Consider the following 25580-nt stretch of genomic DNA (forward strand, 5'->3'; position numbering starts at 1 on the left):
CCCCGCCGAGCGGCGGAGGCCGTCCGTGCCGACCGGTCGGCGCCCGCCCCCGTACCCGCCCGCCGTCGTGTGTGAGCCGGGTACGCCGACGCACGGTCCGCCGGGCCATACGCCGGCCGCCGTCAGCTGAGCGCACCCAGCGGGTCGTCGAGTACCGGCTGCCACGCCAACTCGGCCGCCCCCACCAGGCTGTTGTGGTCGAGCGTGCAGGCGAGGATCGGCACACCGCCGCTGCGCCCCCACAGGCTGCGGTCGGCGACCACGGCGCGCAGCCGTTCGGGATCGGCGTCGAGCAGCTCGCGGTGCAATCCGCCGAGGATGATGCGGTCGGGGTTGAGGATGTTGACGAGCCCGGCGAGCCCGAGGCCGAGCCGATCGATAAGCTCCTCGGCCGCGTTCCGTACGGCCGGGTCGTCGTACTCCGTGCGCAGCAGATCCCGGGACTGCTGCAGCAGCGAGACCTCAGGGCCCGGGCGGCGGCCCGCGGCGGTGAGGAAGGCGAGCGGGTCGGCCTCGACGTCGAGGCAACCGCGGCTGCCGCAGTGGCAGGGGCGGCCCTCGGGGTTGACCGTGAGATGCCCGACCTCGAGGGCGAGGCCCGAACTGCCGGTGTGCAGACGGCCGTCGAGGACGAGCGCGCCGCCGACGCCGCGATGGCCGGTGGCGACGCAGAGCAGATGCTGGGCGCCACGGCCCGCGCCGTGGCGGTGCTCGGCGAGCGCCGCGAGGTTGACATCGTTGCCGGTGAAGGCGGGGCCCCGGATGCCCGCCGCGCGGACGCGTTCGGCGAAGATGTCGCGGACGGGAGCCCCGGCCGGCCAGGCGAGGTGCAGCGGGTTGAGGGCGGTGCCTTCCGGTTCGGCGACGGCGGAGGGCACAGCGAGGCCCGCGCCCACGCACCGTCGACCGCTCTCGCGCAGCAGGGCCGCGCCTGCTTCGACGACCTCGCCGAGCACCTGCGCCGGGTCTTCGGAGACGGTGACGCAGCCGGGCGCGGTCGCGACCGTACGGCCGCCGAGCCCGACGAGCGCGGCGCGGAATCCGTCGGCGTGCACCTGCGCGGCGAGAACGACCGGGCCCGCGTCGTCGACAGCAAGGCGGTGCGAGGGCCGGCCCTGCGAGCCGGCGGCGGCGCCCGGGCGTGAGTCGACCCGGATCAGCCCGAGCGCTTCGAGTTCGGCGGCCACCGCGCCGGCGGTGGCGCGGGTGACTCCGAGCTCGGCGGTGAGCACGGCGCGGGTGGGCGCCCGGCCCGTATGAACCAGTTCCAGCGCGGGGCCGAGCGCGCTGCGGCCTCTCTCCAGCCTCGTCCTGGTGGTCATCGCCTTGCCGTTCATGCAGGCGAGTCTCCCATGATCCGGAGGCTGAGCAGCCGCCTTGTACGGATCGGGCCCGACCCCTATCCTGAGTTTGTGCCGCTTCTAAACAAACTACGGACGGCCGTACCGGGGGGACCTGGCGGAAACACCGCCCCACCCTCCCTGTCCCCCCTCCGTACCGCGCTGACCGTGTTCTTCGCCCTCGACGGCTTCATCTTCGCCGGCTGGGTGGTCCGTATCCCCGCCATCAAGCAGCAGACCGGCTCGTCCGCGAGCGATCTGGGCCTCGCCCTGCTCGGAGTGTCGGCGGGCGCGGTGGTGACGATGACGCTCACCGGGCGGCTCTGCCGCCGCTTCGGCAGCCATCCGGTGACGGTCGTCAGTGGCGCACTGCTGGCGCTGAGCATCGCGCTCCCGCCACTGACGCATTCGGCGCTCGCCCTCGGACTTGTGCTGCTGGTCTTCGGTGCGGCGTACGGCGGGATCAATGTCGCCATGAACAGCGCCGCGGTCGATCTGGTCGCGGCGATGCGGCGGCCCGTGATGCCCAGCTTCCATGCCGCGTTCAGCCTCGGCGGGATGATCGGCGCGGGCCTCGGCGGCCTCGTCGCCGGCGGCCTCTCCCCCACCGCGCATCTGATCGGCCTCACCGGCATCGGCCTGCTGGTCACGTCAGCCGCCGGGCGGGTGCTGCTGCGCCGTCCCGCACCCGTCAGCGAGCGCACCACGGCGGTGCCGGGCCCGCGGCGCCTCCAGGGCCGTACACGCCAACTCGTCGTACTCTTCGGCGTGATCGCGCTCTGCACGGCGTACGGGGAAGGGGCGATGGCCGACTGGGGAGCGCTCCATCTCGAGCAGGATCTGCACGCCCACCCGGGCATCGCCGCCGCCGGATACTCCTTCTTCGCCCTGGCCATGACGGCCGGCCGGCTCTCCGGCACGGCCCTGCTGGAGCGGCTCGGCCAGACCCGCACGCTCGTCGCGGGCGGTACGACGGCGGCAGCCGGCATGGTGCTGGGCGCGCTCGCGCCGACGGTGTGGCTGGCATTGCTCGGTTTCGCGGTGACGGGTCTGGGGCTCGCGAACATCTTCCCGGTGGCGGTGGCCAGGGCGGGCGCGCTCGCCGGTCCAGGCGGGGTCGCGGCCGCGTCGACGCTCGGCTATGGCGGGATGCTGCTGGGGCCGCCGGCGATCGGGTTCCTCGCCGACTGGTTCTCGCTTCCGGTGGCACTGACGACGGTGGCGGCGCTGGCGGGTGGCGCGGCGCTCATCGGGTACTCGGCCCGGAACGCGTCCGCACCCCGAGCCGACTGAGTACTCCTGCTGCCTGCTCAGGCGCATCCGCCGCCCGGGAGCCGATCAGCAAGGCATGACCTCTCGCCGCCTGGGTGACCTCGCGCGATCGGCTTTGGGCAACGCCGTCTCACTGGCCCACCGGCGTTGTCGCCGTGCTGGTCCTGACAGGAGTTCCTGCTGGGGCTCCTGTGGCATTGATGCGCCGCGGTATCCGTACGACGGTCCTGCCGGCGGTCGGGCCGCGCTGGCACAATCTCCCGCATGGAGACCGCTGAGCTGATCAAGTCCCTTGTCCGGGAGGGCCAACTGCTGGCCGCGGCCGCAGCCGAGGCAGGCCCCGAAGCGAGCGTGCCGACCTGCCCCGGCTGGCAGGTGCGGGATCTGCTCCGGCACATCAGCATGGTCCACCGCTGGGCGAGCGCCTTCATCACCGAGGGCTGCACAAGTTTCCAGCCCGCCGACGACCCGACCGAGCTCGACGGCGACGAGTTGCTGGAGTGGTTCCGGGAGGGGCACGGTCTCCTGGTGGCCGCGCTGAGCGAGGCGCCCGCGGATGTGGAGTGCTGGAGCTTTCTGCCCGCACCCTCACCGTTGGCGTTCTGGGCCAGGCGGCAGGCGCACGAGACGGCTGTCCACCGCACGGACGCCGAGTCGGCACTCGGCGGGAAGCCGGGGCCGGTCGCCGCGGACTTCGCGTTGGACGGGATCGACGAGCTGCTCGGCGCCTTTCACGCCCGCTCCCGGAGCCGGGTGCGCACCGAGGAGCCGCGTGCCCTGCGCGTACATGCCAGCGACACGGACCACGTGTGGACGGTACGGCTGTCGACCGAGGCTCCGCGCACGGAACGCACCGAAGAGGGGCCCGCGGACTGCGAGTTGAGGGGGACGGCGGAGCAGCTCTATCTGACGCTGTGGAACCGGCTGCCGCTCACCAGCGTGTCCGTCACCGGCGACGCGGAGCTCGCGCGGCGGTGGCGCGAGCTGTCCGCCATCACCTGGTCCTAGCGGTCCCAGCCCCTCGTACGGAAGCCCACGGAGATTTACGTGGACGGGCCACGGAGATTTTTGTGGACGGGCTCCCTTACGTGGACGGGCTCCCTTACGTGGACGGGCCCGACAGCATCCTGGAGAGCACCGCGCGCTGCAGCGGCTGCACCTCGGCATGGCGGGCCCGGCCGGCGTCGGTGAGCGCGACCCGCACTCCCCGCCGGTCCTCGCTGCACATCCCGCGGGTGACAAGCCCGTCCTTCTCCAGCCGCGCCACCAGGCGCGACAGCGCGCTCTGGCTCAGGTGGACCCGGGATGCCAGCTCCTGGACGCGGAAGGAACAGTCGCCGCCGTCCGACGTCTCTTCGGCGAGTACGTCGAGGACCTCGAAGTCACTGGCGCCGAGCCCGTGCTGATGCAGCTCGCGGTCGAGCTCGCAGATCGTACGGGCGTGCAGCGCAAGGACGTCCCGCCACTCCTCGACGAGCACTCGCTCGGACTTCTTCGCCGCCATGACCGCACGTTAGCAGAAAAGACGCACTTTGTTGCGTCGGAATTAAATGCACTTGCACTCAATGCATGTGCATGTACTGTCCTCCTCATGACCTCTCCGCTCAACGTCCCCGTAGCGCAGGAGCGCTGGAGCCCGCGGCTGTGGGGCACTCTCCTCGTGCTCTGCGCCGCGATGTTCCTCGACGCCCTCGACGTCTCGATGGTCGGCGTCGCCCTGCCCTCGATCGCGACCGATCTCCATCTGACCACCTCGGCCCTGCAGTGGGTCGTCAGCGGCTACATCCTTGGATACGGCGGCCTGCTGCTGCTCGGCGGCCGTGCGGCCGACCTCCTGGGCCGGCGCCGGGTCTTCCTGATCGCGCTCGCCGTCTTCGCGCTCGCCTCGCTGCTCGGCGGACTGGTCGACTCCGGTCCGCTGCTGATCGCCAGCCGCTTCATCAAGGGTCTGAGCGCCGCGTTCACCGCGCCCGCCGGGCTCTCCATCATCACCACGACGTTCAAGGAAGGCCCTCAGCGCAACCGCGCGCTGGCCATCTACACCACCTGCGCCGCCACCGGCTTCTCGATGGGCCTGGTCCTCTCCGGACTGCTCACCGAGGTGAGCTGGCGCCTGACCATGCTGCTGCCCGCGCCCATCGCCCTGATCGCGCTGCTGGCCGGCATCAAGCTGATCCCACGGAGCAGCCGTGAGGACTCCGGGAAGGGGTACGACCTGCCGGGCGCCGTCACCGGCACGGCCTCGATGCTGCTGCTCGTCTTCACCGTCGTACAGGCCCCCGAGGTGGGCTGGGCCTCGGCGCGCACCCTGCTGTCCTTCCTCGCCGTCGCCATGCTGCTCACCGTGTTCGTCACCATCGAACGGCGCAGCTCGCACCCGCTGATCCGGCTGGGTGTGCTGCGCTCGGGGAGCCAGATCCGCGCCAACCTCGGCGCGGCCTTCTTCTTCGGCTCGTACGTCGGTTTCCAGTTCCTCGTCACGCAGTACATGCAGTCCCTGCTCGGCTGGTCGGCGCTGCAGACGGCGCTGGCCTTCCTTCCGGCGGGCGCTCTGGTGGCGCTCTCCTCGACGAAGATCGGCTCGGTCGTGGACCGGTTCGGCACACCGCGCGTGATAGCCGCCGGCTTCACGCTGCTGGTGATCGCGTACGCGCTCTTCGTCCAGATCGACCTCACGCCGAGCTACGCCGCCGTGATCCTGCCGTCGATGCTGCTGCTCGGCGCGGCCTGCGCGCTGGTCTTCCCCTCGCTCAACATCCAGGCCACCAACGGGGTGGAGGACCATGAGCAGGGCATGGTCTCCGGCCTGCTGAACACCTCGATCCAGGTCGGCGGCGCGATCTTCCTGGCCGTCGTCACCGCGGTGATCACGGCGGGCGGTGACACGGGCCGCTCTCCGCAGGAGGTGCTCGACAGCTTCCGGCCCGGCCTGGTGGTGGTGACCGCGATCGCGGCAGCCGGACTGCTGATCACGCTGACCGGTCTGCGGACCCGCCGTGCCGTGCCGAGCGTCCTGGTCGCGAAGTCCTCCGGACAGCCGGTTCAGGAAGAGCCCGAGCGGGTGGCGGTCGGCGACTGACCCACACTCAGCTCTCCCGAGGGGGCGGCGCCCGGCGGACTCCTTGCCCGTCGGCCGCCGCCCTGTGACACTTCGGACATGGGGCGACGTACACAGGCGGAGCGGGACGCCTTGACCATCGAGACCGGATACGCGCTCCTCAGCGCGGTCCTGGTCGCGGCGGTCGTCTTCGGAGTGATCGCGGGACCGAAGCTGATGTTCGCCATGCCGTACACCGCCGAGCGCGGGCTGCTCATCGCGGGCGGCGCGGCGGCCGCGGTCGCCTTCGTGGTGCGCGTCGTGACGGTGCTCTGGCGTTTTCCGCGTACCCCGCCTCAGCCGAGCCAGCCGGGCCGCACCAGCCCCGACTCATAGGCCAGCACGACGAGTTGGGCCCGGTCGCGGGCGCCGAGCTTCACCATCGTGCGGCTCACATGAGTCTTGGCGGTGAGCGGGCTGACGACGAGCCGGCGGGCGATCTCCTCATTGGAGAGGCCGATGCCGACCAGGGCCATCACCTCCCGCTCCCGTTCGGTGAGTTCGGCGAGGCCCTCGGCGTCCGTGGGTGCTTTGGAGCGGGCAGCGAACTCCGCGATCAGACGCCGCGTCACTCCCGGCGACAGCAGCGCGTCCCCGTGCACCACCGCCCGTACCGCACGCAGCAGTTCCTCCGGCTCGGTGTCCTTGACCAGGAAGCCCGAAGCACCGGAGCGGATGGCCTCGAAGACGTACTCGTCGAGCTCGAAGGTGGTGAGCATGACCACCTTCACCCCGTTCAGCCGCTCGTCCTCGGTGATCCGGCGGGTGGCGGCGAGACCGTCGAGCAGCGGCATGCGGATGTCCATCAGCACCACGTCGGGGCGCAGTTCACGCACCAGCCGCACCGCCTCCTCGCCGTCACCGGCCTCGCCCGCCACCCCGATGTCCTGCTGGGCGTCGAGCAACGCCCGGAATCCCGCCCTGACCAGCAGCTGGTCGTCGGCGAGCAGTACGCGGATCACATCGTCTCCTTCGGCCGCACAGGGAGCTCCGCCCGTACCCGGAAGCCGCCGCCAGGGCGCGGGCCCGCATCGATCGTGCCACCGAGGGTGGCGGCACGCTCCCGCATTCCGGCAAGGCCGTTGCCGCTGCCGCCCGCGTCCGAGCCGGTGGCCGGTCCTTCGTCGTCGATCCGGAGGTCGAGGCGGCCGGGCGCATAGCCGATCCGTACCCGCGCGGTGCGCGAGCCCGAGTGACGTACGACATTGGTGAGCGCCTCCTGAACGATCCGGAAGGCGGCGAGATCCGTGCCGGGCGGGAGCGCGGTCCGGTCGCCGTCCGTCTCGACCTCGACGCTCAGTCCGGCGCTCGCGGCCTGTTCGACGAGTTCGGTCAGCCGGTCGAGGCCGGGCGCGGGCGCGCGTGGGGCGTCTCCCGGCGTACGCAGTGTGTCGAGGACCTGCCGCACCTCGCCCAGCGCCTCCTTGCTGGCCGCCTTGATGGTGGTGAGCGCGGTGCGGGCCTGCTCGGGGTTGGTGTCGAGCAGCGCGAGGCCGACGCCCGCCTGGACGTTGATGACCGAGATGGAGTGCGCGAGGACGTCGTGCAACTCGCGGGCTATCCGCAGCCGCTCCTCGTCGGCGCGGCGTTTCTCGGCGGCGGCGCGCTCGATGCGCTCACGGGCCCAGACCTCGCGTCGGACACGTACGAGCTCCGAGGCCGCGAGGACGGCCACCACCCAGGCGGCGATGACCAGCTCCTGCGCCCAGGGCGCGGCCTTGTCGCCGTGCGGCGGCAGATCGGCGTACAGCCAGTGGGCAATCAGCAGATGACCGACCCAGAGGCCGCCGACGGCCCACCAGGCGGCACGCCGGTGCCCGGAGGTGACGGCGGCGAAAGCGCCGACCGCGACGGTGAGGAAGACCGGGCCGTTCGGATAGCCCGCGGCGAAGTAGGCCAGCGCTGTCGCGGCCGCGCCGAAGACGGCGACGACGGGCCACCGGTTGCGCAGCAGCAGGAACGCCGGTCCCGCGAGCAGCAACACCCGCGCGAAGGCGTCGAGCGCCTCACGGTGCTGGCCCTGGGCGGCGAAATTCGACCCCACCAGCACGAACACGGCCAGCACGACGGTTGACGGCCAGGGCACCCTTGCGTTGTTCCGCCGTGCCTCCCAGTGACGCAACGGCGGTGGTCCGCCCCGTGCCCAGGGGGGACCACCGCAGTTCCGGGTGCGCTGCTCTTCCATACCGGCAACGCTAGACCGGGGCCGGGGCGGCGGGCGTCAGCCAGGCGTGGCGATCACACATACTCCCTGCGCAGTACAGCGACGGGGGCCGACGCCTCCTGGAGCCCGACGGGTCCAAGCCCTAGCGGTGCCGCAGTCCGACCTCGTGCGCGAGGCGGGCCGCGGCCTGGCCGAAGAAGACGTCCCGCTCCTCGACGACCCGGTTGAACTGGCCGAAGAGCTCGAAGGAGATGAGGCCGAAGAGCTGGGACCACGCGGCCACCAGGGCCACCACGACGGCGGGCGGCAGGTCGGGGGCGATATCGGCGGTGAGCCGGTGCGCTTCGGGGCGCAGTTCCCCGGCGAGCGGCGGCAGCGCGATGCCGCCCGAGCGGTGGGCGTCGCGGGCGACGGAGATCAGCGCGAGGCCGACGCGGGAGGCGGGTCCGACGGTGTCCTGGGGCGCGGTGTAGCCGGGGACCGGCGAGCCGTAGATCAGGGCGTACTCATGAGGGTGGGCGAGGGCCCAGGCGCGTACGGCCGAGCAGATCGCGGTCCAGCGGGCGGGGTGGTCGTCCGGGGCCGGGGCGGCGGCGAGGGCGGTCTCGGCTGCGGCGCCGACCGCGTCGTAGGCGTCGACGATGAGGGCGGTCAGCAGATCGTCACGGCTCGGGAAGTATCGGTAGAGGGCGGAGGACACCATGCCCAGCTCGCGGGCGACAGCGCGCAGGGAGAGCTTCGCCGCGCCCTCGGCCGCGAGCTGTTTGCGAGCCTCGTCCTTGATGGCTGCGGTGACTTCGATACGGGCCCGTTCCCTGGCCCCACGGATCGTGGTCATGGGGTGCAGTCTTTCACGTTACGGAGCACTGACCAACAACGAGAGCACCGCTCTTGCTTTGGATCACCGATCAGGTGCACACTGCTCTCAAGCGAGAGCGGTGCTCTCTCAATGATTCTCTCGACACCAGTGGAGATCACCATGTCGCAGGCGCACTACATCAAGCCCGGCCGCTTCGACAACATCGTCAACGGCACCATCGGCTGGCTGGCCAGACGCGGCGTCAGCCTGATGGGCACCGCGGAGCTCTCCGTGCGCGGCCGCACCAGCGGCGAGTGGCGACGCATCCCGGTCAACCCCCTCCCCTACGAGGGCGGCCCGTATCTGATCTCCGCCCGCGGCCACTCCCAGTGGGTCCGCAATCTGCGCACCGCGGGCGGCGGGCAGCTCCAAGTCGGCCGCAAGACCCAGCAGTTCACCGCGGTGGAGCTGACCGACGAGGAGAAGCCCGTACTGCTGCGCACCTACCTCGAGCGCTGGGGCTGGGAGGTCGGCCGGTTCTTCGGCGACGTCAACGCCAAGTCCACGGACGAGGAGCTGCTCGCCGCGGCGCACAAGCACCCCGTCTTCCGGATCACCGTGACCAAGTGACACCGGGCCGGGCGACACCGTGACACAGGGCAACACCCTGTCACCGGGCGACAGCGTGACGCAGGCGCCGGGCGATACCCGGCCCAGGACTGCCGGGGCGGCACGGCCCGGACGGCCCGGACGGCCCGGACGGCCCGGACGGTTCGGGGCAGCCCGGGCAGCCCGTTAGGCGCGCCGGTCCATCATTTCCAGTGCCCGCCGCGCCACCGCATGCGTACGCACCAGACCGGCCAGCGTCGTCGATCCGCGCGTGATGTCCGCGAACGCCTTCCACGCCGGCCGCAAACCGGTGATCGCCGCATGCAGCAGCCCCGGACGCCGCTCGAAGATCGCGAGCATCCGCCGCCCGACCCCCATCTCCACACCCAGCCCGGCCTTGATCGCGAACGCGTAGTTCAGCGCCTGCCGACGGGCGTCCACGGCATCGTGGGCCTCCGAGATCCGTACGGCCCACTCCCCCGCGAGCCGCCCCGACCGGAGCGCGAAGGAGATGCCCTCCCGGGTCCACGGCTCGAGCAGCCCGGCCGCGTCCCCGCACACCAGCACCCGCCCGCGCGACAGCGGCGAGTCGTCGCTGCGGCACCGGGTCAGATGCCCCGAGGAGATCGCCGGCTCGAATCCCGCGAGCCCCAGGCGAGCGATGAAGTCCTCCAGATAGCGCTTGGTAGCCGTGCCCTCACCGCGGGCCGAGATCACTCCGACCGTCAGCGTCCGCCCCTTGGGGAACACCCAGCCGTAACTCCCGGGCATCGGCCCCCAGTCGATGAGCACCCGGCCCGCCCAGTCCTCGGCCACCGTCGCCGGCACCGGGATCTCCGCCTCCAGGCCGAGATCGACCTGGTCGAGCTTCACCCCGACATGCGCGCCTATCCGGCTGGCGCTGCCGTCCGCGCCCACGACCGCACGCGCCAGCACGGTCTCGCCGTCGGCGAGCACCACGGCGACCGTGCGCCGGTCCGGGACGGCAGGGCCGTGCTGCTCGACGCGGGAGACGGTCGCGCCGGTACGCAGCACGGCGCCGGCCTTCTGCGCCTGCTCCACAAGAGCGGCGTCGAACTCGGGTCGGTTGATGAGCCCGAAGAGCATCCGCTTGGAGCGGCGGGTACGGGCCAGCCTGCCGTTCAGAGAGAAGGTGACGGCGTGCACCCTGTCCTGCAGCGGCAGTTCGAAGCCTGGCGGGAGGCTGTCGCGCGAGGGGCCGATGATCCCTCCGCCACAGGTCTTGTAGCGGGGCAATTCCGACTTCTCCAACAGGAGCACCTGGCGGCCCGCGACCGCCGCCGCATAGGCCGCCGAAGCGCCCGCGGGCCCGCCGCCGACCACGACGACATCCCACACCGGCTCGCCGTACTCACCTACGGCATCTGCGTTCTCGCTGCTCACGATCTGCTTCTGCTCCCGATCCGACGCATGATCCACGCCTTCGACGGCATCCTACGGCGCGGTCGCTTCCCGCCCCTGTGCGAGGATCAACCACACATTCGCCGTACACACACCGCACAACGTCGCACCCACGAGGAGCGTGCCCATGACCGTCGATCCGATCGCCGAGACCATTGCCTCTTTGATGCCCCGCGCCCAGGCGGAGCTCACGGAGCTGGTGGCCTTCCAATCGGTGGCGGACGAGGCCGTGGCGCCGAAGAGCGAGTGCGAGGCCGCCGCGAACTGGGTGGCCGGTGCGCTGCGCGCCGAGGGGTTCCAGGATGTCGCGCTCCTGGACACCCCTGACGGTTCGCAGTCGGTGTACGGGCTGCTGCCCGGCCCGGAGGGTGCGCCGACGGTGCTGCTGTACGCGCATTACGACGTGCAGCCGAAGCTGGACGAGTCCGCGTGGGTGACCCCGCCGTTCGAGCTGACCGAGCGGGACGGCCGCTGGTACGGGCGTGGCGCCGCCGACTGCAAGGGCGGCTTCATCATGCACCTGCTCGCCCTGCGCGGCCTCAAGGCGAACGGCGGCGTACCGGTGAGCATCAAGGTGATCGTGGAGGGCTCTGAGGAGCAGGGCACGGGTGGTCTTGAGCAGTATGCCGAGGCGCACCCGGAACTGCTGACCGCCGATGCCGTCGTGATCGGCGACACCGGGAATTTCCGGGTGGGCCTGCCGACGGTGACGGCGACGCTGCGCGGTATGACGATGATCCGGGTCCAGGTCGACACTCTCGAGGGCAATCTGCACTCGGGCCAGTTCGGCGGCGCCGCGCCCGACGCGCTGGCCGCGCTCATCCGCGTACTCGATTCGCTGCGCGCCGAGGACGGTTCGACGGTGGTCGACGGGCTCACCACGGACTCGACCTGGGAGGGGCTGCAGTACCCGGAGGGCGAGTTCCGCAAGGACGCCAAGGTCCTCGACGGTGTGGGCCTGATCGGCAGCGGCACGGTCGCCGACCGTATCTGGGCGCGCCCCGCCGTCACCGTGATCGGCATCGACTGCCACCCGGTGGCCGGTGCGACCCCCTCCATCCCGGCGACCGCCCGGGCGCAGCTCAGCCTGCGGGTGCCGCCCGGCCAGGACGCGGCCGAGGCGACCAAGCTGCTGTTCGCGCACATCGAGAAGCACACTCCGTGGAACGCCCGCGTCACGCTCGAGCAGGTGGGCCAGGGCCAGCCGTTCCGGGCGGACGTCTCCAGCCCGGCGTACACCTCGATGGCCGACGCGATGCGCATCGCGTACCCGGGCGAGGAGATGCAGTCCGCCGGCATGGGCGGCTCGATCCCGCTGTGCAACACGCTCGCCGCGCTCTACCCCGAGGCGGAGATCCTGCTGATCGGCCTGAGCGAGCCCGAGGCACAGATCCATGCGGTGAACGAGTCGGTGTCGCCCGAGGAGCTGGAGCGGCTGTCCGTCGCCGAGGCCCTCTTCCTGGTCAACTACGCCGAGTCCAAGAAAGCTTGAGCGCTCGGCGGAGATCGCGGAGAAGTTGGATCCGTGCGGGTCCGGCACGACGGTGACCAGCTGACTCCGGACGCGGGGATGTTGCGCGTCAGCCGACGGGGACGCCGGCCTCCAGGTTGAGCACGGTCCCGCGCTCGCGCGCGCGCAGCGCCCAGCGCAGGCGTTCGTAACGGGGCGGCGGCAGCAGTTCCGCCGCCTCCTCCTCGCCGACGAACCGCCAGCCGCGCAGCTCCGATCCGGGCAGCAGCACCCGCCGCGCCTCACCGCTCGGCAGCCGGCCGCCGTCGAAGAGCAGCCGCAGTCCGCCGAATCCCGGCGGCCGCGGCGGCTCCCAGTCGACCACCAACAGCCTGGGCACCTCCCCGAGTTCGATGCCGAGCTCTTCGGTGACCTCGCGCATCCCCGCGCGTGCGGGTGCCTCGCCGCGCTCCACCACCCCGCCGGGGAACTCCCAGCCCGGCTTGTACGTGGGGTCGACGAGCAGCACCCGGTCCGCCTCGTCGAAGAGCAGCACTCCGGCGGCGAGAGTTTCGGCGCTCGGCTCGGGCGTCTGGACGATCTCGCAGGCCGCGGCGGCCCCGGTCCGTACCGCTTCGGCGATCCGCTGCGCCGTCTCCTGCGGATCGAGCCGGCTGGTGTCGATGACGTGCGCGTCCGCGCTGATCCAGTCGAGGGCCACGAGATAGGGCTCGATGTGTTCGTACGCCCACTGTCTGACGCGCTGTTCGGCGTCGGGGATGTCCGGCTCCTCGCGGTTGGCTATCCGCTCGCGCAGGATCGTTTCACCCGGGGACAGCAGCACATGGCGCACCGCGATCCTGCGGGAGGCGAGCCCGCCGAAGATCTCGTCGCGGTACTCCTGGCGCAGCAGCGTCATCGGCACCACCAGCACCCCGCCCAGCTCGGCGAGCAGCGCCGCGGCGGTGTCCACCACGAGCCGCCGCCAGATCGGCAGATCCTGATAGTCGCTCACCTCGGCGAGCCGCTTCTGGGGCAGCTGGTAGCCGAGGGAGCCGCCGATCAGTTCGGGGTCGTAGAGCGTGCTGTTCGGGATCAGATCGATCAGTTCGCGTGCGGTACTGGTCTTGCCCGCTCCGAACGCACCGTTGATCCAGACGATCACGGTTCCCCCTCTGCCGTAGCCCTCAGTGGATTGCCCGCAACACCCTGCCACGGAAACCCGTTGCAGGAACCGGCCGGTTGATCACGTACACAACTGTGGCCGTGCTGTTGCCGGTTCACCACCACCGTCCCGCGCCCTGACGCGTCTCACCATACGAACGGATGCCCCCGCCGGGGCGTGACACCCGGGCGCGGAGCGTCGTTGGAGCGGGAGAGACAAGGGGGTGCGGGATGCGCCGTACGGTGTTGGAGCAGTTTCCCGCCGGGGGCCCGCGCGGCAGCTGGCCGGCCGAGGAGTTCGCACGGGCACGCCGGGACGAGGGTCTGGTGGCGGAGGTCGTGATGGACCTCGAATCGGACGCCTTCCTGGTGGTCGTTCCGCAGCGGACCGCGGAGGCGGTGGTCTAGCGTGACGCGGCTTCCGCCCCGGGCCGGGACGGAAGCCGGCCTGCCCGTCCGACTCAGCCCTTGGTGGAGCCGAGGGTGAGCCCGGCGATGAAGTGGCGCTGGAGCAGCAGGAAGACCAGCAGCGTCGGCAGTGCCACGATCACCGAACCCGCCGCCAGCAGGTTGTAGTCGGTGAAGAACTGACCGCGGAGGTTGTTCAGCGCCGAGGTGATGGGCAGCTTGTCGCCGTCGGAGATGAAGACGAGCGCCCAGAGGAAGTCGTTGTACATCCAGGTGAACTGCAGCGTGCCGAGCGCCGCGAGGGCGGGGCGGCAGAGCGGCAGCGTGATGCGCCAGTACTGCGTCCACACACTCGCGCCGTCCACGATCGCCGCCTCCAGGATCTCCTGGGGCAGGGTGCGCATGAAGTTGGCGAGGACGAAGACACAGAACCCGATCTGGAATCCGACCTGGACGGAGATGACGGCCCAGTACGAGTCGAACATCGTCATCGAGTCGGACATCCAGTACGGCAACGGGATGCGGTTGAACAGGACGTACAGCGGAGTGACGATCACCTGCTGGGGCAGCAGATTGCCGGCGGTGAAGAGCATCAGCAGCACGATCGAGCCGCGCATCCTCAGCCGTGACACGGCGAAGGCGACGAAGGAGGCGAAGAAGAGCGCGAGCAGCACTCCCGGCACGGCGATGATCAGGGTGTTGATGAAGTACTTCATCATCCCCGAGTCGCTGAAGGCCTGTTGGTAGTAGTCGAAGGAGAGCTTCTTCGGCAGCGAGAAGTAGCCGTGCTCGGAGGTCTCGTCGTACGGCCGCAGCGAGGCGTACACCGCGAGCAGCAGGGGCGCCAGGAAGGCCAGCGAGACAGTCATCAGGAACGCGTGCACGCCGAGCCGGCCGGGGCGCAGGGCGCGCTTGCGGGGCGATGGGGCCGCGGCCGGTGTGGTGGCGGGCGCCGGGGCGGTGTCGATCGTCATCGGTTCTTCTCCCCACGGATCTCCTGGACCAGATACGTCACGACGAATCCCATGGAGACAAGCAGCAGCACCACGGCGATCGCGGAACCGAAGCCGATCCGGCTGGCCTCGCCGATGATGTTGTCGGTGACGAGGACCGAGAGCAGCTCCAGGCCGTTTCTGCCTTTGTTGACGGCGTAGACGATGTCGAAGGCGCGCAGCGCCTCGATGACAGTGATGACGCCGACGATGACATTGACGGGCCGCAGGGTCGGGAAGACGACACGGAAGAAGGTCTGCCGCTCGCTCGCACCGTCGATGGCGGCCGCTTCCTTCAGCGAGGGGTCGACGGCTTTGAGGCCGGCCAGGTAGAGGATCATGACATAGCCGGTGTGCCGCCAGGCCGCGGCCAGCAGGATCATCCAGATGTTCAGGTCGGGATCGCCGAGCCAGTCGGTGGGGTTCTCGGTGTCCGCGAGGATCGCGTTGAGCGCGCCCTGGTCGCGGGAGAAGACCAGCTGGGCGATGAAGCCGACGACGGCGAGCGAGAGCACCACCGGCATGTAGAGCGTCGATTGGTAGAAGCGGCTGAACCGTACGCCCCGGTCGATGAGGACGGCCAGCAGCAGTCCGAACGGGGTCGCGATCAGTCCGAGGAAGGCCAGCCAGAGCAGGTTGTGGCGGGCGGCGGGCCAGAACTGCGGATAGTTGGTGAAGAGGTTCTCGTAGTTCTTCGTGCCGACCCAGTGGATGTCTCCGATGCCGTCCCAGCTGGTGAAGGAGAGCACGATGGAGGCGAGGGTCGGCCCCCACACGATGGCTACGTCAAGCAGGATCGGTATGCCCAGCAGCACGCCGAGTACGGCGAGGTCGCGGCGGGTGAACCGCCGCGGACCTCGTCGAGCGGCGCGCCGCGGGGTGCTCACTCTCGTTCGCCCCGCGGTGTCGTTCGGGGTGCCCCGGTCGGCCTGCGGTTCCGGCCGGGGGTCCGGGGGTTGTCCCCCGGGAGATTGCAGCAGCGGCACGGGTGGTGGCTCCAAGTCGGTTTCGGCCGGTGTCAGTCAGTCTTCGGAGGCGAAGATGGTCCTCTTCTGCCTCTCGATGCTGTTGACCAACCCATCCACGTCCTTCGGCTTGTTGATGAAGGTCTGAATGGCCGGGATCATCACGGTCGAGGAGAAGTCCGGCCTCGTGTCCCGGTCCAGGAACTGCGAGATCTGCTTGGCGCCGGAGACGAGTTCGACGGCCTTCTTCTGCAGCGGGGAGTACTTGGAGATGTCGGCCTGGTCGCTCACGGCGATGTTGTTGGGGTCACTGGCGAGATAGATGTCCTCCGCCTTGCCCGTGGCCAGCCACTTGAGCAGGTCCTTGGCGCTCTCCAGGCTCTTGTCGTTCTTGAGGTCCTTCGACTTCTTCGCGAGCAGGACCCGTCGATGGGCGCCTCGACCGCGTCCTGTCCGTGCTCGGGATTGATCACCGGGAACGGGAAGAAGTCGATGTCGGCCTGCTCGCCCTTGGGGAACTGGGCGCCGGGGTGCGGGAGTCCGAAGACCGCCATACCCGCCTGCTTCTTCTGCAGACTGGTCGCGGCCTCCTGCCAGGTGCGGCCGTTGGCTCCGGGCTGGCAGTACGGGAGGATGCTGCGCCAGGTGTCGAAGACGTCCTTGACGCGCTTGTCGGTCCACGCCTCCTTGCCGGCCATCAGGTTCTTGTGGAATTCGTATCCGTTGCTGCGCATATTGATGTAGTCGAACGTGCCCATCGCCGGCCAGCCGTCCTTGTCGCAGAACGCGATGGGGACGAGCTTGTCCTTCTGCATCTGCTTGGCGAGCGCTATGTACTCGTCGAGCGTCTTGGGAGCCTGGTAGCCGTGCTGCTCGAAGACGCTCTTCCGGTGGAAGACGGCCCATGGGTAGTAGTAGTACGGCGTGAGGTACTGCTTGCCGTCCTCACCTGTGGACTGGGCCTTCAGCGCCGGCGAGAAGCCCTGGTAGCCCGCCCAGTTGTCGCTGATGTCGTGCAACAGGCCCTTCTTGGCGAAGAACTGCATGCGGTAGCCCGCGAACCACATGAAGACGGAGTCCGGCTTGCCCTGCAGGTAGCGGTTGATGTTCTCCTGGAAGGTGTTGTGGTCAACGGTGTTGACCTTGACCTTCCGTCCGTCCTTCGACTGCTTGCCGTACGCGGAGAACGCGTCGGCGAAAGCCTTCTTCGGCACCGGGTCGGACGAGTTGGACCCCAAAGTGATGGTCTTGCCGTCCCCGCCGGGCCCACTGCCGCATGCGGCGAGCAGCGAGGGCAGCGCGACCGCACCTGCGCCCGCCGCTGCGCCACGCAGCAGATTCCGCCGGGACATCCGATGTCCTGCCACGCTCCCGGGCGCGGCAGAACCGTTGAACGATGACTGCGCCATGTCCCCTCCTCCGGGGTGCAACTCAACACAACCCAACGCGAGAATTGGATCTCACTCCCAGAAAGGGGTGTCGTCAAGGGTTTTGGCGAGACATCGAACAACCGTTACCGCATCTCTTCCAACAGACTCCAACACGGCCTACCGTAAACGCTCGCGACTGACACGTACATGCCACCATCCCAAAATGCGCGAGTACGGAGGAACGTTACGATGCGTCACCTTCCCACCCGCAGTACCCGCCACAGAGTCGTCGGAGCGCTGGCCGCCGCGCTGCTCGGCGCGGCGGGGCTGGGCACACCGGCTCTCGCCGCCGGTGCCCCGGCCGCGCCGGCCGGTCCCGCGCCGGCGACCGGCTCGTACGGACTGACGCTGACGACCAAGTACCGCTCGCTGACCGGACAGCGGCTCACCACCTCCGCACCGGCGAGCGTGCATGTGGTCGTGGCGCCGCCCGCTGGCGGGACGTATCTCAGTGATCTCGGCGCACTGAGCGCGGAGAACGGCTGGGGTCCCGTGGAGCAGGACACCAGCAACGGCGAGAGCAAGGCCGGCGACGGCAAGCCGATCACCATCGGCGGCCAGGTCTTCACCAAGGGCCTCGGTGTGCACGCCGCGAGCGCCGTGGCGTACTACGCGGGCGGTAAGTGCACCACCGTCACCGCGCAGGTCGGCCTGGACGACGAGAAGGGGGCGAAGGGTACGGTCGCCTTCGAGATCTGGGCGGACGGGAAGAAGGCCGCCTCGACGGACGTACTGACCAACGCCATGCCCGCACAGCCGATTTCGGCGGATGTCAGTGGTGCGAAGGTCGTACGTCTGGTGGTCACCGACGGCGGTGACGGGGTCGACTCCGACCACGCCGACTGGGCCGACCTCAGGATCGGCTGCTGACAACCGCTGCCGCCTCGCCGTCACGGCCGAGCGAGGCGGCTGCGGCCGCACCCACCAGACCGGCGTCCGTGCCCGTCAGGGCCGGAGCCACCGTCAGCCGCTGTACGAAGGAGAGCGTGGCGTAGTCGTGCAGGGCACGGCGCAGCGGCGCGAAGAGCACATCGCCCGCGCCCGCCACTCCTCCGCCGATGACGGCAATCTCGATCTCGACGAGGGTCGCTGTGGCGGCGATCCCGGCGGCGAGGGCCTGGGCCGCCCGCTCGAAGGAAGCGACCGCGACCGGGTGTCCGGCCCTGGCGGCGACGGCCACGGCGGCGGCCGAGGTGTCGCCGTCGGGGCCGGGCTGCCAGCCGTTCTCCAGCGCCCGGCGTGCGATGTTCGGGCCGCTGGCGATCCGCTCCACGCAGCCGCGCGCGCCGCACGGGCAGAGATCGCCGTCCAGGTCGACACTGATGTGGCCGATGTGCCCGGCGTTGCCGGTGGGTCCCGGATGGAGCTTCCCGCCAAGGACGAGTCCACCGCCGACACCGGTCGAGACGACCATGCACAGGGCGTTGTCGTAGCCGCGGGCCGCGCCTTGCCAGTGCTCGGCCGCGGTCATCGCGACGCCGTCGCCGACCAGCGCGACGGGCAGCCCGTCGGCGGCCCGGCGCACCCGCGCGACCAGCGGAAAGTCGCGCCAGCCTGGGACATTGACCGGGCTGACCGTACCGGCGGAGGCGTCCACCGGACCAGCGCTGCCGATGCCGACGGCCGATGCCCGCACCCAGAGCGGGGAGGCGGCGAGCTCGGCCAGAACCGCCTCGACGGCGCGCATCACGGTGTCGCCGTCCTCACGGGCGGGTGTCGGGCGCTGCGCCCGCAGCACAATCCCGCCGCTGCCGTCCACCAACGCGCCGGCGATCTTGGTGCCGCCGATATCGAGCGCGGCGACGAGGTCGGTATGCATCGGTGTGGGATCCCCCGGGGAGCTGTCGGACCTGCGGATTCAGTAACAGTCTCCATTCCCCTGACAACGTTGTCCAGGGCCTATGCTCGACGCCACACCCTCGCACACCGGACAACGACAGGACAGCGCACTGTGGCCGAGACCGACCGTCACCCGCCGACGGCGGGCCGCACCCGAGGCCCCGAGCCCCGCTACGGCAATCGGCCCACCATGAAAGATGTCGCCGCGCGGGCCGGCGTCGGCCTCAAAACCGTCTCCCGGGTGGTCAACGGCGAACCCGGCGTCACGCCCGACACCGAACGCCGGGTGCACGAGGCCATCGAGTCCCTCGGCTTCCGCCGCAACGACAGCGCACGGGTGCTGCGCAAGGGCCGCACCGCCTCGATCGGGCTGGTGCTCGAAGATCTCGCCGACCCCTTCTACGGGCCGCTGAACCGCGCGGTCGAAGAGGTCGCCCGCGCCCACGGCGCCCTGCTCATCAACGGTTCGAGCGCCGAGGACCCGGAGCGCGAACAGGAGTTGGTACTCGCGCTCTGCGCCCGTCGGGTGGACGGGCTGATCGTGATCCCGGCCGGCCACGACCACCGCTATCTGGAGCCGGAGATAAAGGCGGGCGTCGCCACGGTGTTCGTGGACCGCCCGGCCGGTCAGATCGACGCGGACGTGGTGCTCTCCGACAGCTTCGGCGGCGCCCGCAAGGGCGTGGCGCATCTGATCGCGCACGGCCACCGCCGTATCGGATTCATCGGCGACCAGCCGCGTATCCACACCGCTGCCGAGCGGGTGCGTGGCTACCGCGCCGCCATGGAGGACGCCGGGCTCGCGGTGGACGACAGCTGGGTGTCGCTGGGCTCCACCGCTCCGGAACCGGTGCGGGCTGCGGTCGAGGCGATGCTGGCGGGCCCCGAGCCGGTCACCGCGCTGTTCGCGGGCAACAACCGGGTGACGGTGACGGCCGTACGGGTCCTGGCGGAGCGCGACCGGCCGGTCGCGCTGGTCGGGTTCGACGACATCGAACTCGCCGACCTGCTCGGCATCACGGTCATCGCCCAGGACGCCGCGACTCTCGGGCGTACCGCCGCCGAGCGGCTGTTCCGCCGTCTCGACGGCGTGGACGACGAGCCCGCGCAGGTGGCGCTGGAGACGGTGCTGATCCCGCGCGGCTCGGGCGAGCTCCCGCCGCCGGCAGACGGGTAGGCCGGGCACCGGCTTGTCGCTGTACCCGCCCTGGACGCAGACGGGCCCGGACCTGGCAGATGTATCTGCCGCCGCCGATGGAGTGGCAGACGGACGCCGGGGCCGGGTCCGGATCGCCAGTCGTCGAACCGCGGTTGGTGGATGTGCTGCCCGCCGCCCGAGGTGCTCGACCCACCGGTCGACCTGCCGCCGGTCGTGCCGGTGGAGCCGCCGGCGGTCGAACTTCCGCCCGGTCCTCGTGGCCGCGCACCTCGTCGACGGCGCGCCCGGACCACGCCCATGAGGTCCCGCGGCTACTTGGCTGTGGCCGTGAGGTCCCCGCGGCGGGGCGAGGCGAACCCGTCGAGATCGGCCCGGGTGAGACCGGTGAGCCGGGCGACCTCGGCGGTGTCCAGGGCGCCGCAGTCGATGCCGCGCAGCAGATAGCCACTCAGCGCCTTGGCGGTGGCGGGCTCGTCCATGACGTCGCCACCCGTGTGGTTGGCGTACGCGGACAGCCGTGCGGCGGCCTGCTCGAAGCCCTCGCGGTAGAAGGCGAACACGGCGGCGTAACGGGTCGGGAGGTGGCCCGGGTGCATGTCCCAGCCCTGGTAGTAGGCGCGGGCCAGCGCGCGGCGGGTGAGTCCGTAGTGCAGCCGCCAGGCGTCGTGCACCTTCTCGGTCGTGCCAACGGGCAGGACGTTGGTGGAGCCGTCGGAGACGCGTACGCCGGTGCCCGCGGCCGCGACCTGCATGACGGCCTTGGCGTGGTCGGCGGCCGGGTGGTCGCTCGCCTGGTAGGCGGCGCTGACGCCGAGGCAGGCGCTGTAGTCGAAGGTGCCGTAGTGCAGTCCGGTGGCCCGCCCCTCGGCAGCGTCGATCATCCGGGCCACGGTGGCGGTGCCGTCGGCGGCGAGGATGGACTGGCTGGTCTCGATCTGGATCTCGAAGCCGATCCGGCCGACCGCCAGGCCACGCGCCTTCTCGAACTCCTCGACGAGCCGCACCATGGCGGTGACCTGCTCGGCGTAGGTGACCTTGGGGAGGGTCAGGACGAGTCCGTCGGGCAGACCGCCGGCCTCCATCAGCCCGGTGAGGAAGATGTCGAGGGTACGGATGCCACGGTCGCGTACGGCTGCTTCCATGCACTTCATGCGGATGCCCATGTACGGGGCGGCGGTGCCACTGGCGTACGCATCGGTGATCAGACGGGCGGCCCGGGCCGCGTGGGCGTCCTCGTCGGCGTCACCGCGGCCGCCGTAGCCGTCCTCGAAGTCGATGCGCAGGTCCTCGACGGGCTCGCGCTCCAGCTTGGCCCGTACGCGGTCGTACACCGGTCCCGCGAGCTCGTCGGAGAGGCCGAGGACGGCGGCGAAGGATGCGGCGTCCGGTGCGTGCTCGTCGAGCGCCGCCAGCGCCTGGTCGCCCCAGGAACGGATGGTGTCGGCGACGAAGACATCACCGGGTACGTAGACGGTGTGGACGGGCTGGCGGGTGCCGGGGTCTCCCGGGTAGCGGCGGGCGAGTTCCGCGTCCACCGGCGCGAGGGAGGCGCTGATGCCCTCGCTGACCGCTCCGGCGAGGCTCGTTGCCACCTTCTCCTGCTGGCCCATCCTGCACCCTCCTGTTTTCCGCTCCACGGAATCAACAATCCGTATAGCGAAGTTAATAGGCGGTCGCGACCTGCGTCAATGGTCACCCGAAAGCGTGCGGGGCCGCGCGGTGGTGTTCACCGTGCGGCCCCGGGCCGTAGAAGACTTCCGCGGGTCAGCCCTTGCGGGTCTGGACCTCTGCGGTCAGCTGCGGGACGACCTCGAAGAGGTCGCCGACGACGCCGTAGTCGACCAGGTCGAAGATCGGGGCCTCGGCGTCCTTGTTGATGGCCACGATGGTCTTCGAGGTCTGCATGCCGGCCCGGTGCTGGATCGCGCCGGAGATACCGGAGGCGATGTACAGCTGCGGGGAGACCGACTTGCCGGTCTGGCCGACCTGGTTGGAGTGCGGGTACCAGCCGGCGTCCACGGCGGCGCGCGAGGCACCGACAGCGGCACCGAGCGAGTCGGCCAGCGCCTCGATGATGTGGAAGTTCTCGGCGCCGTTGACGCCACGGCCGCCGGAGACCACGATCGCGGCCTCGGTCAGCTCGGGACGGCCGGTCGACTCACGCGGGGTGCGCGCGACGACCTTGGTGCCGGTGGCCTTCTCGGAGAAGGTGACGGTCAGGGCCTCGACGGCGCCCGCGGCCGGAGCGGCCTCCACGGCGGCCGAGTTCGGCTTCACGGTGATGACCGGAGTGCCCTTGGAGACACGGGACTTGGTGGTGAAGGAGGCGGCAAACGCGGACTGCGTGGCCACCGGACCCTCGTCGCCGGCCTCGAGGTCGACGGCGTCGGTGATGATGCCGGAGCCGATACGGACCGCCAGGCGGGCCGCGATCTCCTTGCCCTCGGCGGAGGACGGGACGAGCACGGCGGCCGGGGAGACGGCCTCGTACGCCGCCTGCAGCGCGTCGACCTTCGGCACGACGAGGTAGTCGGCGAACTCGGGCGCGTCGGCGGTGAGGACCTTGACCGCACCGTGCTCGGCGAGCGCGGGCGCGGTGGCATCGGCGCCGGAGCCGAGGGCGACGGCGACGGGCTCGCCGATGCGGCGGGCCAGCGTCAGCAGCTCAAGGGTGGGCTTGCGGACGGCGCCGTCCACGTGGTCGACATAGACGAGAACTTCAGCCATGGGATTGCTCTCCTGCGAATGCGAAGTATCTGGGGGCAGTTGGGGGCTCAGCGAGCCTCAGATGCTGTGTTGACCCGGGGGGCAACCCCCGGACCCCCGGCAGCTAAATGAACTTCTGGCTCGCAAGGAACTCGGCCAGCTGCTTGCCGCCCTCGCCCTCGTCCTTGACGATCGTGCCGGCGGTACGGGCCGGGCGCTCGGCGGCCGAGTCGACCGCGGTCCAGGCGCCCTCGAGGCCGACCTCGTCGGCGTCGATCTCAAGGTCCTCCAGGTCCAGGGACTCCACCGGCTTCTTCTTGGCGGCCATGATGCCCTTGAAGGACGGGTAGCGGGCCTCGCCCGACTGGTCCGTCACGGAGACGACGGCCGGCAGGGACGCCTCGAGCTGCTTGCTCGCGGTGTCGCCGTCACGGCGGCCCTTGACGACGCCGTCCTCGACCGAGACCTCGGAGAGCAGCGTGACCTGCGGAACGCCCAGGCGCTCGGCGAGGATCGCCGGGAGCACGCCCATGGTGCCGTCCGTCGAGGCCATACCGGCGATGACCAGGTCGTAGCCGGTCTTCTCGATGGCCTTGGCGAGCACCAGCGAGGTGCCCATGACGTCGGTGCCGTGCAGATCGTCGTCCTCGACGTGGACGGCCTTGTCGGCGCCCATGGAGAGCGCCTTGCGCAGCGCGTCCTTGGCGTCCTCGGGGCCGACGGTCAGCACGGTGATCTCCGCGTCGTCCGCCTCGTCGGCGATCTGCAGCGCCTGCTCGACCGCGTACTCGTCGAGCTCCGACAGCAGGCCGTCGACGTCTTCGCGGTCCACGGTCAGGTCATCGGCGAAGTGCCGGTCGCCGGTGGCGTCGGGCACGTACTTCACACAGACAACGATCCTCAAGCTCACGCCGGCTCTCCTACTGCATCGTCTCTACTGAGCTGCCTTCTGTTGGCAGCATAGGCGCCTTACTGGGCGGATCCCGGTCGGGGCGGCCCGCGCTCCGAACGAAATATTACTCGTCAGTACACCCACCTCTTTCCACATATGCAAGCGCTTAGTCCTGTGACCTTGCCAACGCTCCGTAACCGGCAGGCTCCGGGAACTCTCAGTCCCGCAGAGCGTTGAAGCGTCCCTGGTGGTAGAGCAGCGGACGGCCGGCCCCCGCGGGGTCGCCGACGACGGCCTCGGCGATCACGATGCGATGGTCCCCGGCCTGGACGCGGCCGACGACACGGCACACCAGCCAGGCCAGTACGCCGTCAAGGACCGGGACGCCCTCCGGACCGGTACTCCATCGGGTGGGCTGCCCGAAACGGTCGGCGCCGCTGCGCGCAAAGGTCGCGGCCAGCTCCTGCTGGTGCTCGCCGAGTACGTGTACGCCGATGTGCTCGGCCCTGGCGATGACCGGCCAGCTGGACGAGGACGTACCCACACCGAACGAGATCAACGGAGGTTCGGCGGCCACGGAGTTGAGGGATGTGGCGGTGAATCCGACGGGGTGGTCGCCCTGGGCGGTGATCACCGCGACGCCCGCGGCGTGCTGCCGGAAGACGGAGCGGAGCAGGTCGGGAGAGGCCAGCTGAGCGGTGCCGAGATCGGGCGAAGCCGTCATGGAGTTGTCCTTCTGCAGGGGATGCGAACGGGGCGGCCGTGGCTGCTCAGACAGCCGGACAGCGCGCACTCGCGTTTCGGACGAGGTCCACATGGGGCCGCCCGTAGAGAAGGAGTTCTTGAGGCACAGCGTCAGCGTGACGATGGATGGCGGGTGCAGTCAAGCGTGTTCCAGGATGTGCGACACGAGTCACGGGGCGTCACACCGCCTGTCCGAGCGCGGCGATCACATCCGCCTTGCGGGGCTGTCCGGAGGCCCTGGTGACGATGCGGCCGCTCGCGTCGAGCACCAGCACGGTGGGTGTCTTGAGGATGTTGAGGTCACGGACCAGAGCGAGCCGCTCCTCCGCGTCGATCTCCACATGCGACACGCCGTCGATCATGTCCGACACTTCGGCGAGGGTGCGCCGGGTCGCCCGGCAGGGCTGGCAGAACGCGCTCGAGAACTGGACGAGTGTCGCCCGCCGGCCCAGCTCCACGCCCAACTCGGCCGCACCGAGGCGTCTCTCCGCGTCCCGCCCGCGCACCTTCATCCTCCCACCGCTCCGCCGCTGCCAGAGCCCAAAGACGCTCGCCGCCGCGAGCACCACCGCACACACCACGAGTCCTGTCATCCACCGCTGCAGCGTTCACAGGACCGCAAAGATTCCCGGCCCCGCACAGCGGATCTTCTGCGCGATGCTGTCGGGCATGGACATCGACGTCAGGGGCCCGCGCTTCGGAGCCGCCGTCACCACGCTCGTACTCGCCGCGGTTCTTGTCACGGGCAGCGGCGTCCTGCTCGCCTGGCAGGCTCTCTGCTTCGCCGCGGGAGCGGTGTTCGGCGTGCCGCGTTCTCCGTACGGATGGCTGTTCCGCACCGCGGTACGGCCGCGCATCGGGCCGCCGGCCGAGTTCGAGTCGCCGGCTCCGCCGCGCTTCGCGCAGGCCGTGGGCCTGGCCTTCGCCCTGCTCGGCCTGGTCGGCTATTTCTGGGGTCCGTCGTGGCTGGCCCTCACCGCCACCGGATGCGCTCTCGCCGCCGCGTTCCTCAACGCCGCATTCGGGTACTGCTTGGGATGCGAGCTGTACCTGCTCTTCCGCCGCGCCACCACGGCACGGTCATGAGGGGACACGTAAGCACGTGACAAGAATCTCGCCCGCCCGAGC

Annotated in this window: 25 protein-coding genes and 2 pseudogenes; 10 read left to right on the top strand and 17 right to left on the bottom strand. The window is 70.4% G+C overall.

Features of this window, described 5'->3' with window-relative positions:
* Nucleotides 1-122 precede the first annotated feature (122 nt).
* Complete coding sequence (locus tag AB0D12_RS36355; protein ID WP_362692922.1) at nt 123-1337, bottom strand: ROK family protein; 1215 nt, start codon at nt 1335-1337, stop codon at nt 123-125.
* A gap of 75 nt (nt 1338-1412) precedes the next feature.
* Here AB0D12_RS36355 and AB0D12_RS36360 point away from each other — a divergent pair, with 75 nt between their 5' ends.
* The gene (locus AB0D12_RS36360; protein ID WP_362692925.1) at nt 1413-2633 is read left to right on the top strand and encodes an MFS transporter; all 1221 of its coding nucleotides are present in this window, start codon (nt 1413-1415) and stop codon (nt 2631-2633) included.
* A 243-nt stretch (nt 2634-2876) separates the two neighbouring features.
* Nucleotides 2877-3620 (top strand): maleylpyruvate isomerase family mycothiol-dependent enzyme, encoded by a 744-nt coding sequence (locus AB0D12_RS36365; protein ID WP_362692928.1) that lies wholly within the window; start codon nt 2877-2879, stop codon nt 3618-3620.
* A gap of 94 nt (nt 3621-3714) precedes the next feature.
* Here the strand turns inward: AB0D12_RS36365 and AB0D12_RS36370 are convergent, their stop codons facing one another.
* The gene (locus AB0D12_RS36370; protein ID WP_327321874.1) at nt 3715-4116 is read right to left on the bottom strand and encodes a MarR family transcriptional regulator; all 402 of its coding nucleotides are present in this window, start codon (nt 4114-4116) and stop codon (nt 3715-3717) included.
* Between the two features lie 87 nt (nt 4117-4203).
* Here AB0D12_RS36370 and AB0D12_RS36375 point away from each other — a divergent pair, with 87 nt between their 5' ends.
* Both AB0D12_RS36375 and AB0D12_RS36380 read left to right on the top strand, forming a co-directional pair.
* Nucleotides 4204-5691 carry an MFS transporter gene (locus tag AB0D12_RS36375; protein ID WP_362692931.1) on the top strand — a complete coding sequence of 496 codons (1488 nt, stop codon included), beginning with the start codon at nt 4204-4206 and terminating at the stop codon, nt 5689-5691.
* A 78-nt stretch (nt 5692-5769) separates the two neighbouring features.
* On the top strand, nt 5770-6045 hold the full coding sequence (locus AB0D12_RS36380) for a DUF6332 family protein (RefSeq protein ID WP_327321876.1): 276 nt from the start codon (nt 5770-5772) through the stop codon (nt 6043-6045).
* Here the strand turns inward: AB0D12_RS36380 and AB0D12_RS36385 are convergent.
* From AB0D12_RS36385 to AB0D12_RS36395, 3 genes are all read right to left on the bottom strand, one after another.
* Nucleotides 6006-6671, bottom strand: a complete 666-nt coding sequence (locus AB0D12_RS36385) for a response regulator transcription factor (protein WP_327321877.1) — start codon at nt 6669-6671, stop codon at nt 6006-6008. The genes AB0D12_RS36380 and AB0D12_RS36385 overlap by 40 nt on opposite strands.
* A complete protein-coding gene (locus AB0D12_RS36390) occupies nt 6668-7894 on the bottom strand; it encodes a sensor histidine kinase (RefSeq protein ID WP_362692935.1) in 1227 nt (408 codons plus the stop codon). The genes AB0D12_RS36385 and AB0D12_RS36390 overlap by 4 nt, the downstream gene beginning before the upstream one ends.
* 121 nt (nt 7895-8015) lie before the next feature.
* Complete coding sequence (locus tag AB0D12_RS36395; protein WP_362692938.1) at nt 8016-8711, bottom strand: TetR/AcrR family transcriptional regulator; 696 nt, start codon at nt 8709-8711, stop codon at nt 8016-8018.
* A 141-nt stretch (nt 8712-8852) separates the two neighbouring features.
* Here AB0D12_RS36395 and AB0D12_RS36400 point away from each other — a divergent pair, with 141 nt between their 5' ends.
* Nucleotides 8853-9302 carry a nitroreductase family deazaflavin-dependent oxidoreductase gene (locus AB0D12_RS36400; protein ID WP_362692941.1) on the top strand — a complete coding sequence of 150 codons (450 nt, stop codon included), beginning with the start codon at nt 8853-8855 and terminating at the stop codon, nt 9300-9302.
* A gap of 165 nt (nt 9303-9467) precedes the next feature.
* On the opposite strand, the gene AB0D12_RS36405 is transcribed toward AB0D12_RS36400, so the two are convergent.
* Nucleotides 9468-10685, bottom strand: coding sequence for a geranylgeranyl reductase family protein (locus AB0D12_RS36405; protein ID WP_362692944.1), 1218 nt, complete (start codon nt 10683-10685; stop codon nt 9468-9470).
* Nucleotides 10686-10830: 145 nt separating this feature from the next.
* Here AB0D12_RS36405 and AB0D12_RS36410 point away from each other — a divergent pair, with 145 nt between their 5' ends.
* Nucleotides 10831-12195, top strand: a complete 1365-nt coding sequence (locus tag AB0D12_RS36410; RefSeq protein WP_362692947.1) for a dipeptidase — start codon at nt 10831-10833, stop codon at nt 12193-12195.
* Between the two features lie 88 nt (nt 12196-12283).
* Here AB0D12_RS36410 and AB0D12_RS36415 read toward each other — a convergent pair whose 3' ends face one another.
* Nucleotides 12284-13318 carry an NUDIX domain-containing protein gene (locus tag AB0D12_RS36415; RefSeq protein ID WP_362692949.1) on the bottom strand — a complete coding sequence of 345 codons (1035 nt, stop codon included), beginning with the start codon at nt 13316-13318 and terminating at the stop codon, nt 12284-12286.
* A gap of 230 nt (nt 13319-13548) precedes the next feature.
* Between AB0D12_RS36415 and AB0D12_RS36420 the strand changes: the two genes are divergently transcribed.
* Complete coding sequence (locus tag AB0D12_RS36420; protein WP_362692952.1) at nt 13549-13725, top strand: hypothetical protein; 177 nt, start codon at nt 13549-13551, stop codon at nt 13723-13725.
* 53 nt (nt 13726-13778) lie between these two features.
* Here the strand turns inward: AB0D12_RS36420 and AB0D12_RS36425 are convergent, their stop codons facing one another.
* The 3 genes and pseudogenes from AB0D12_RS36425 to AB0D12_RS36435 form a co-directional block, all read right to left on the bottom strand.
* Nucleotides 13779-14699: a carbohydrate ABC transporter permease gene (locus tag AB0D12_RS36425; RefSeq protein ID WP_362692954.1), complete on the bottom strand. Its 921-nt coding sequence runs from the start codon at nt 14697-14699 to the stop codon at nt 13779-13781.
* A complete protein-coding gene (locus AB0D12_RS36430) occupies nt 14696-15604 on the bottom strand; it encodes a sugar ABC transporter permease (protein WP_327321886.1) in 909 nt (302 codons plus the stop codon). Before AB0D12_RS36430 ends, AB0D12_RS36425 begins: the two co-directional genes overlap by 4 nt.
* 135 nt (nt 15605-15739) lie before the next feature.
* Nucleotides 15740-17034, bottom strand: a pseudogene (locus AB0D12_RS36435) (ABC transporter substrate-binding protein).
* Between the two features lie 381 nt (nt 17035-17415).
* On the opposite strand from AB0D12_RS36435, the pseudogene AB0D12_RS36440 reads away from it, so the two are divergent.
* Nucleotides 17416-17982 (top strand): annotated as a pseudogene (locus AB0D12_RS36440) (NPCBM/NEW2 domain-containing protein); the annotation flags it as partial.
* Here AB0D12_RS36440 and AB0D12_RS36445 read toward each other — a convergent pair.
* Nucleotides 17966-18931: an ROK family protein gene (locus AB0D12_RS36445; RefSeq protein WP_362692957.1), complete on the bottom strand. Its 966-nt coding sequence runs from the start codon at nt 18929-18931 to the stop codon at nt 17966-17968. The pseudogene AB0D12_RS36440 and the gene AB0D12_RS36445 overlap by 17 nt on opposite strands.
* A 210-nt stretch (nt 18932-19141) precedes the next feature.
* Here AB0D12_RS36445 and AB0D12_RS36450 point away from each other — a divergent pair, with 210 nt between their 5' ends.
* A complete protein-coding gene (locus AB0D12_RS36450) occupies nt 19142-20128 on the top strand; it encodes a LacI family DNA-binding transcriptional regulator (protein ID WP_362693002.1) in 987 nt (328 codons plus the stop codon).
* 293 nt (nt 20129-20421) lie between these two features.
* Here AB0D12_RS36450 and AB0D12_RS36455 read toward each other — a convergent pair whose 3' ends face one another.
* The 6 genes from AB0D12_RS36455 to AB0D12_RS36480 all read right to left on the bottom strand — a co-directional run bounded on the left by AB0D12_RS36455 (nt 20422) and on the right by AB0D12_RS36480 (nt 25045).
* Nucleotides 20422-21720 carry an aldolase/citrate lyase family protein gene (locus AB0D12_RS36455; protein WP_362692960.1) on the bottom strand — a complete coding sequence of 433 codons (1299 nt, stop codon included), beginning with the start codon at nt 21718-21720 and terminating at the stop codon, nt 20422-20424.
* Nucleotides 21721-21874: 154 nt separating this feature from the next.
* A complete protein-coding gene (locus tag AB0D12_RS36460) occupies nt 21875-22837 on the bottom strand; it encodes an electron transfer flavoprotein subunit alpha/FixB family protein (protein WP_362692963.1) in 963 nt (320 codons plus the stop codon).
* A 103-nt stretch (nt 22838-22940) separates the two neighbouring features.
* A complete protein-coding gene (locus AB0D12_RS36465) occupies nt 22941-23726 on the bottom strand; it encodes an electron transfer flavoprotein subunit beta/FixA family protein (protein ID WP_362692966.1) in 786 nt (261 codons plus the stop codon).
* A gap of 199 nt (nt 23727-23925) precedes the next feature.
* Nucleotides 23926-24432: a flavin reductase family protein gene (locus AB0D12_RS36470; protein ID WP_362692969.1), complete on the bottom strand. Its 507-nt coding sequence runs from the start codon at nt 24430-24432 to the stop codon at nt 23926-23928.
* 46 nt (nt 24433-24478) lie between these two features.
* On the bottom strand, nt 24479-24625 hold the full coding sequence (locus AB0D12_RS36475; protein ID WP_362692971.1) for a putative leader peptide: 147 nt from the start codon (nt 24623-24625) through the stop codon (nt 24479-24481).
* 6 nt (nt 24626-24631) lie between these two features.
* A complete protein-coding gene (locus AB0D12_RS36480) occupies nt 24632-25045 on the bottom strand; it encodes a thioredoxin family protein (protein WP_362692974.1) in 414 nt (137 codons plus the stop codon).
* 76 nt (nt 25046-25121) lie between these two features.
* Between AB0D12_RS36480 and AB0D12_RS36485 the strand changes: the two genes are divergently transcribed.
* Entirely contained in the window at nt 25122-25538 is a 417-nt protein-coding gene (locus AB0D12_RS36485) for a DUF4395 domain-containing protein (RefSeq protein WP_362692977.1), read from the top strand.
* Nucleotides 25539-25580 lie beyond the last annotated feature (42 nt).

The sequence above is a fragment of the Streptomyces sp. NPDC048479 genome (assembly GCF_040651435.1).
In the GTDB taxonomy this organism is placed as follows: Bacteria; Actinomycetota; Actinomycetes; order Streptomycetales; family Streptomycetaceae; genus Streptomyces.

Excerpts from the sequence above, each read along its gene's own strand:
- AB0D12_RS36450 (WP_362693002.1), top strand. The coding sequence starts at position 19,142 with ATGAAAGATGTCGCCGCGCGGGCCGGCGTCGGCCTCAAAACCGTCTCC.
- AB0D12_RS36365 (WP_362692928.1), top strand. The coding sequence starts at position 2,877 with ATGGAGACCGCTGAGCTGATCAAGTCCCTTGTCCGGGAGGGCCAACTG.
- AB0D12_RS36370 (WP_327321874.1), bottom strand. The coding sequence starts at position 4,116 with ATGGCGGCGAAGAAGTCCGAGCGAGTGCTCGTCGAGGAGTGGCGGGAC.
- AB0D12_RS36470 (WP_362692969.1), bottom strand. The coding sequence starts at position 24,432 with ATGACGGCTTCGCCCGATCTCGGCACCGCTCAGCTGGCCTCTCCCGAC.
- AB0D12_RS36410 (WP_362692947.1), top strand. The coding sequence starts at position 10,831 with ATGACCGTCGATCCGATCGCCGAGACCATTGCCTCTTTGATGCCCCGC.
- AB0D12_RS36395 (WP_362692938.1), bottom strand. The coding sequence starts at position 8,711 with ATGACCACGATCCGTGGGGCCAGGGAACGGGCCCGTATCGAAGTCACC.
- AB0D12_RS36375 (WP_362692931.1), top strand. The coding sequence starts at position 4,204 with ATGACCTCTCCGCTCAACGTCCCCGTAGCGCAGGAGCGCTGGAGCCCG.
- AB0D12_RS36460 (WP_362692963.1), bottom strand. The coding sequence starts at position 22,837 with ATGGCTGAAGTTCTCGTCTATGTCGACCACGTGGACGGCGCCGTCCGC.
- AB0D12_RS36355 (WP_362692922.1), bottom strand. The coding sequence starts at position 1,337 with ATGAACGGCAAGGCGATGACCACCAGGACGAGGCTGGAGAGAGGCCGC.
- AB0D12_RS36455 (WP_362692960.1), bottom strand. The coding sequence starts at position 21,720 with ATGGGCCAGCAGGAGAAGGTGGCAACGAGCCTCGCCGGAGCGGTCAGC.
- AB0D12_RS36425 (WP_362692954.1), bottom strand. The coding sequence starts at position 14,699 with ATGACGATCGACACCGCCCCGGCGCCCGCCACCACACCGGCCGCGGCC.
- AB0D12_RS36390 (WP_362692935.1), bottom strand. The coding sequence starts at position 7,894 with ATGGAAGAGCAGCGCACCCGGAACTGCGGTGGTCCCCCCTGGGCACGG.
- AB0D12_RS36480 (WP_362692974.1), bottom strand. The coding sequence starts at position 25,045 with ATGACAGGACTCGTGGTGTGTGCGGTGGTGCTCGCGGCGGCGAGCGTC.
- AB0D12_RS36400 (WP_362692941.1), top strand. The coding sequence starts at position 8,853 with ATGTCGCAGGCGCACTACATCAAGCCCGGCCGCTTCGACAACATCGTC.
- AB0D12_RS36485 (WP_362692977.1), top strand. The coding sequence starts at position 25,122 with ATGGACATCGACGTCAGGGGCCCGCGCTTCGGAGCCGCCGTCACCACG.
- AB0D12_RS36380 (WP_327321876.1), top strand. The coding sequence starts at position 5,770 with ATGGGGCGACGTACACAGGCGGAGCGGGACGCCTTGACCATCGAGACC.
- AB0D12_RS36445 (WP_362692957.1), bottom strand. The coding sequence starts at position 18,931 with ATGCATACCGACCTCGTCGCCGCGCTCGATATCGGCGGCACCAAGATC.
- AB0D12_RS36420 (WP_362692952.1), top strand. The coding sequence starts at position 13,549 with ATGCGCCGTACGGTGTTGGAGCAGTTTCCCGCCGGGGGCCCGCGCGGC.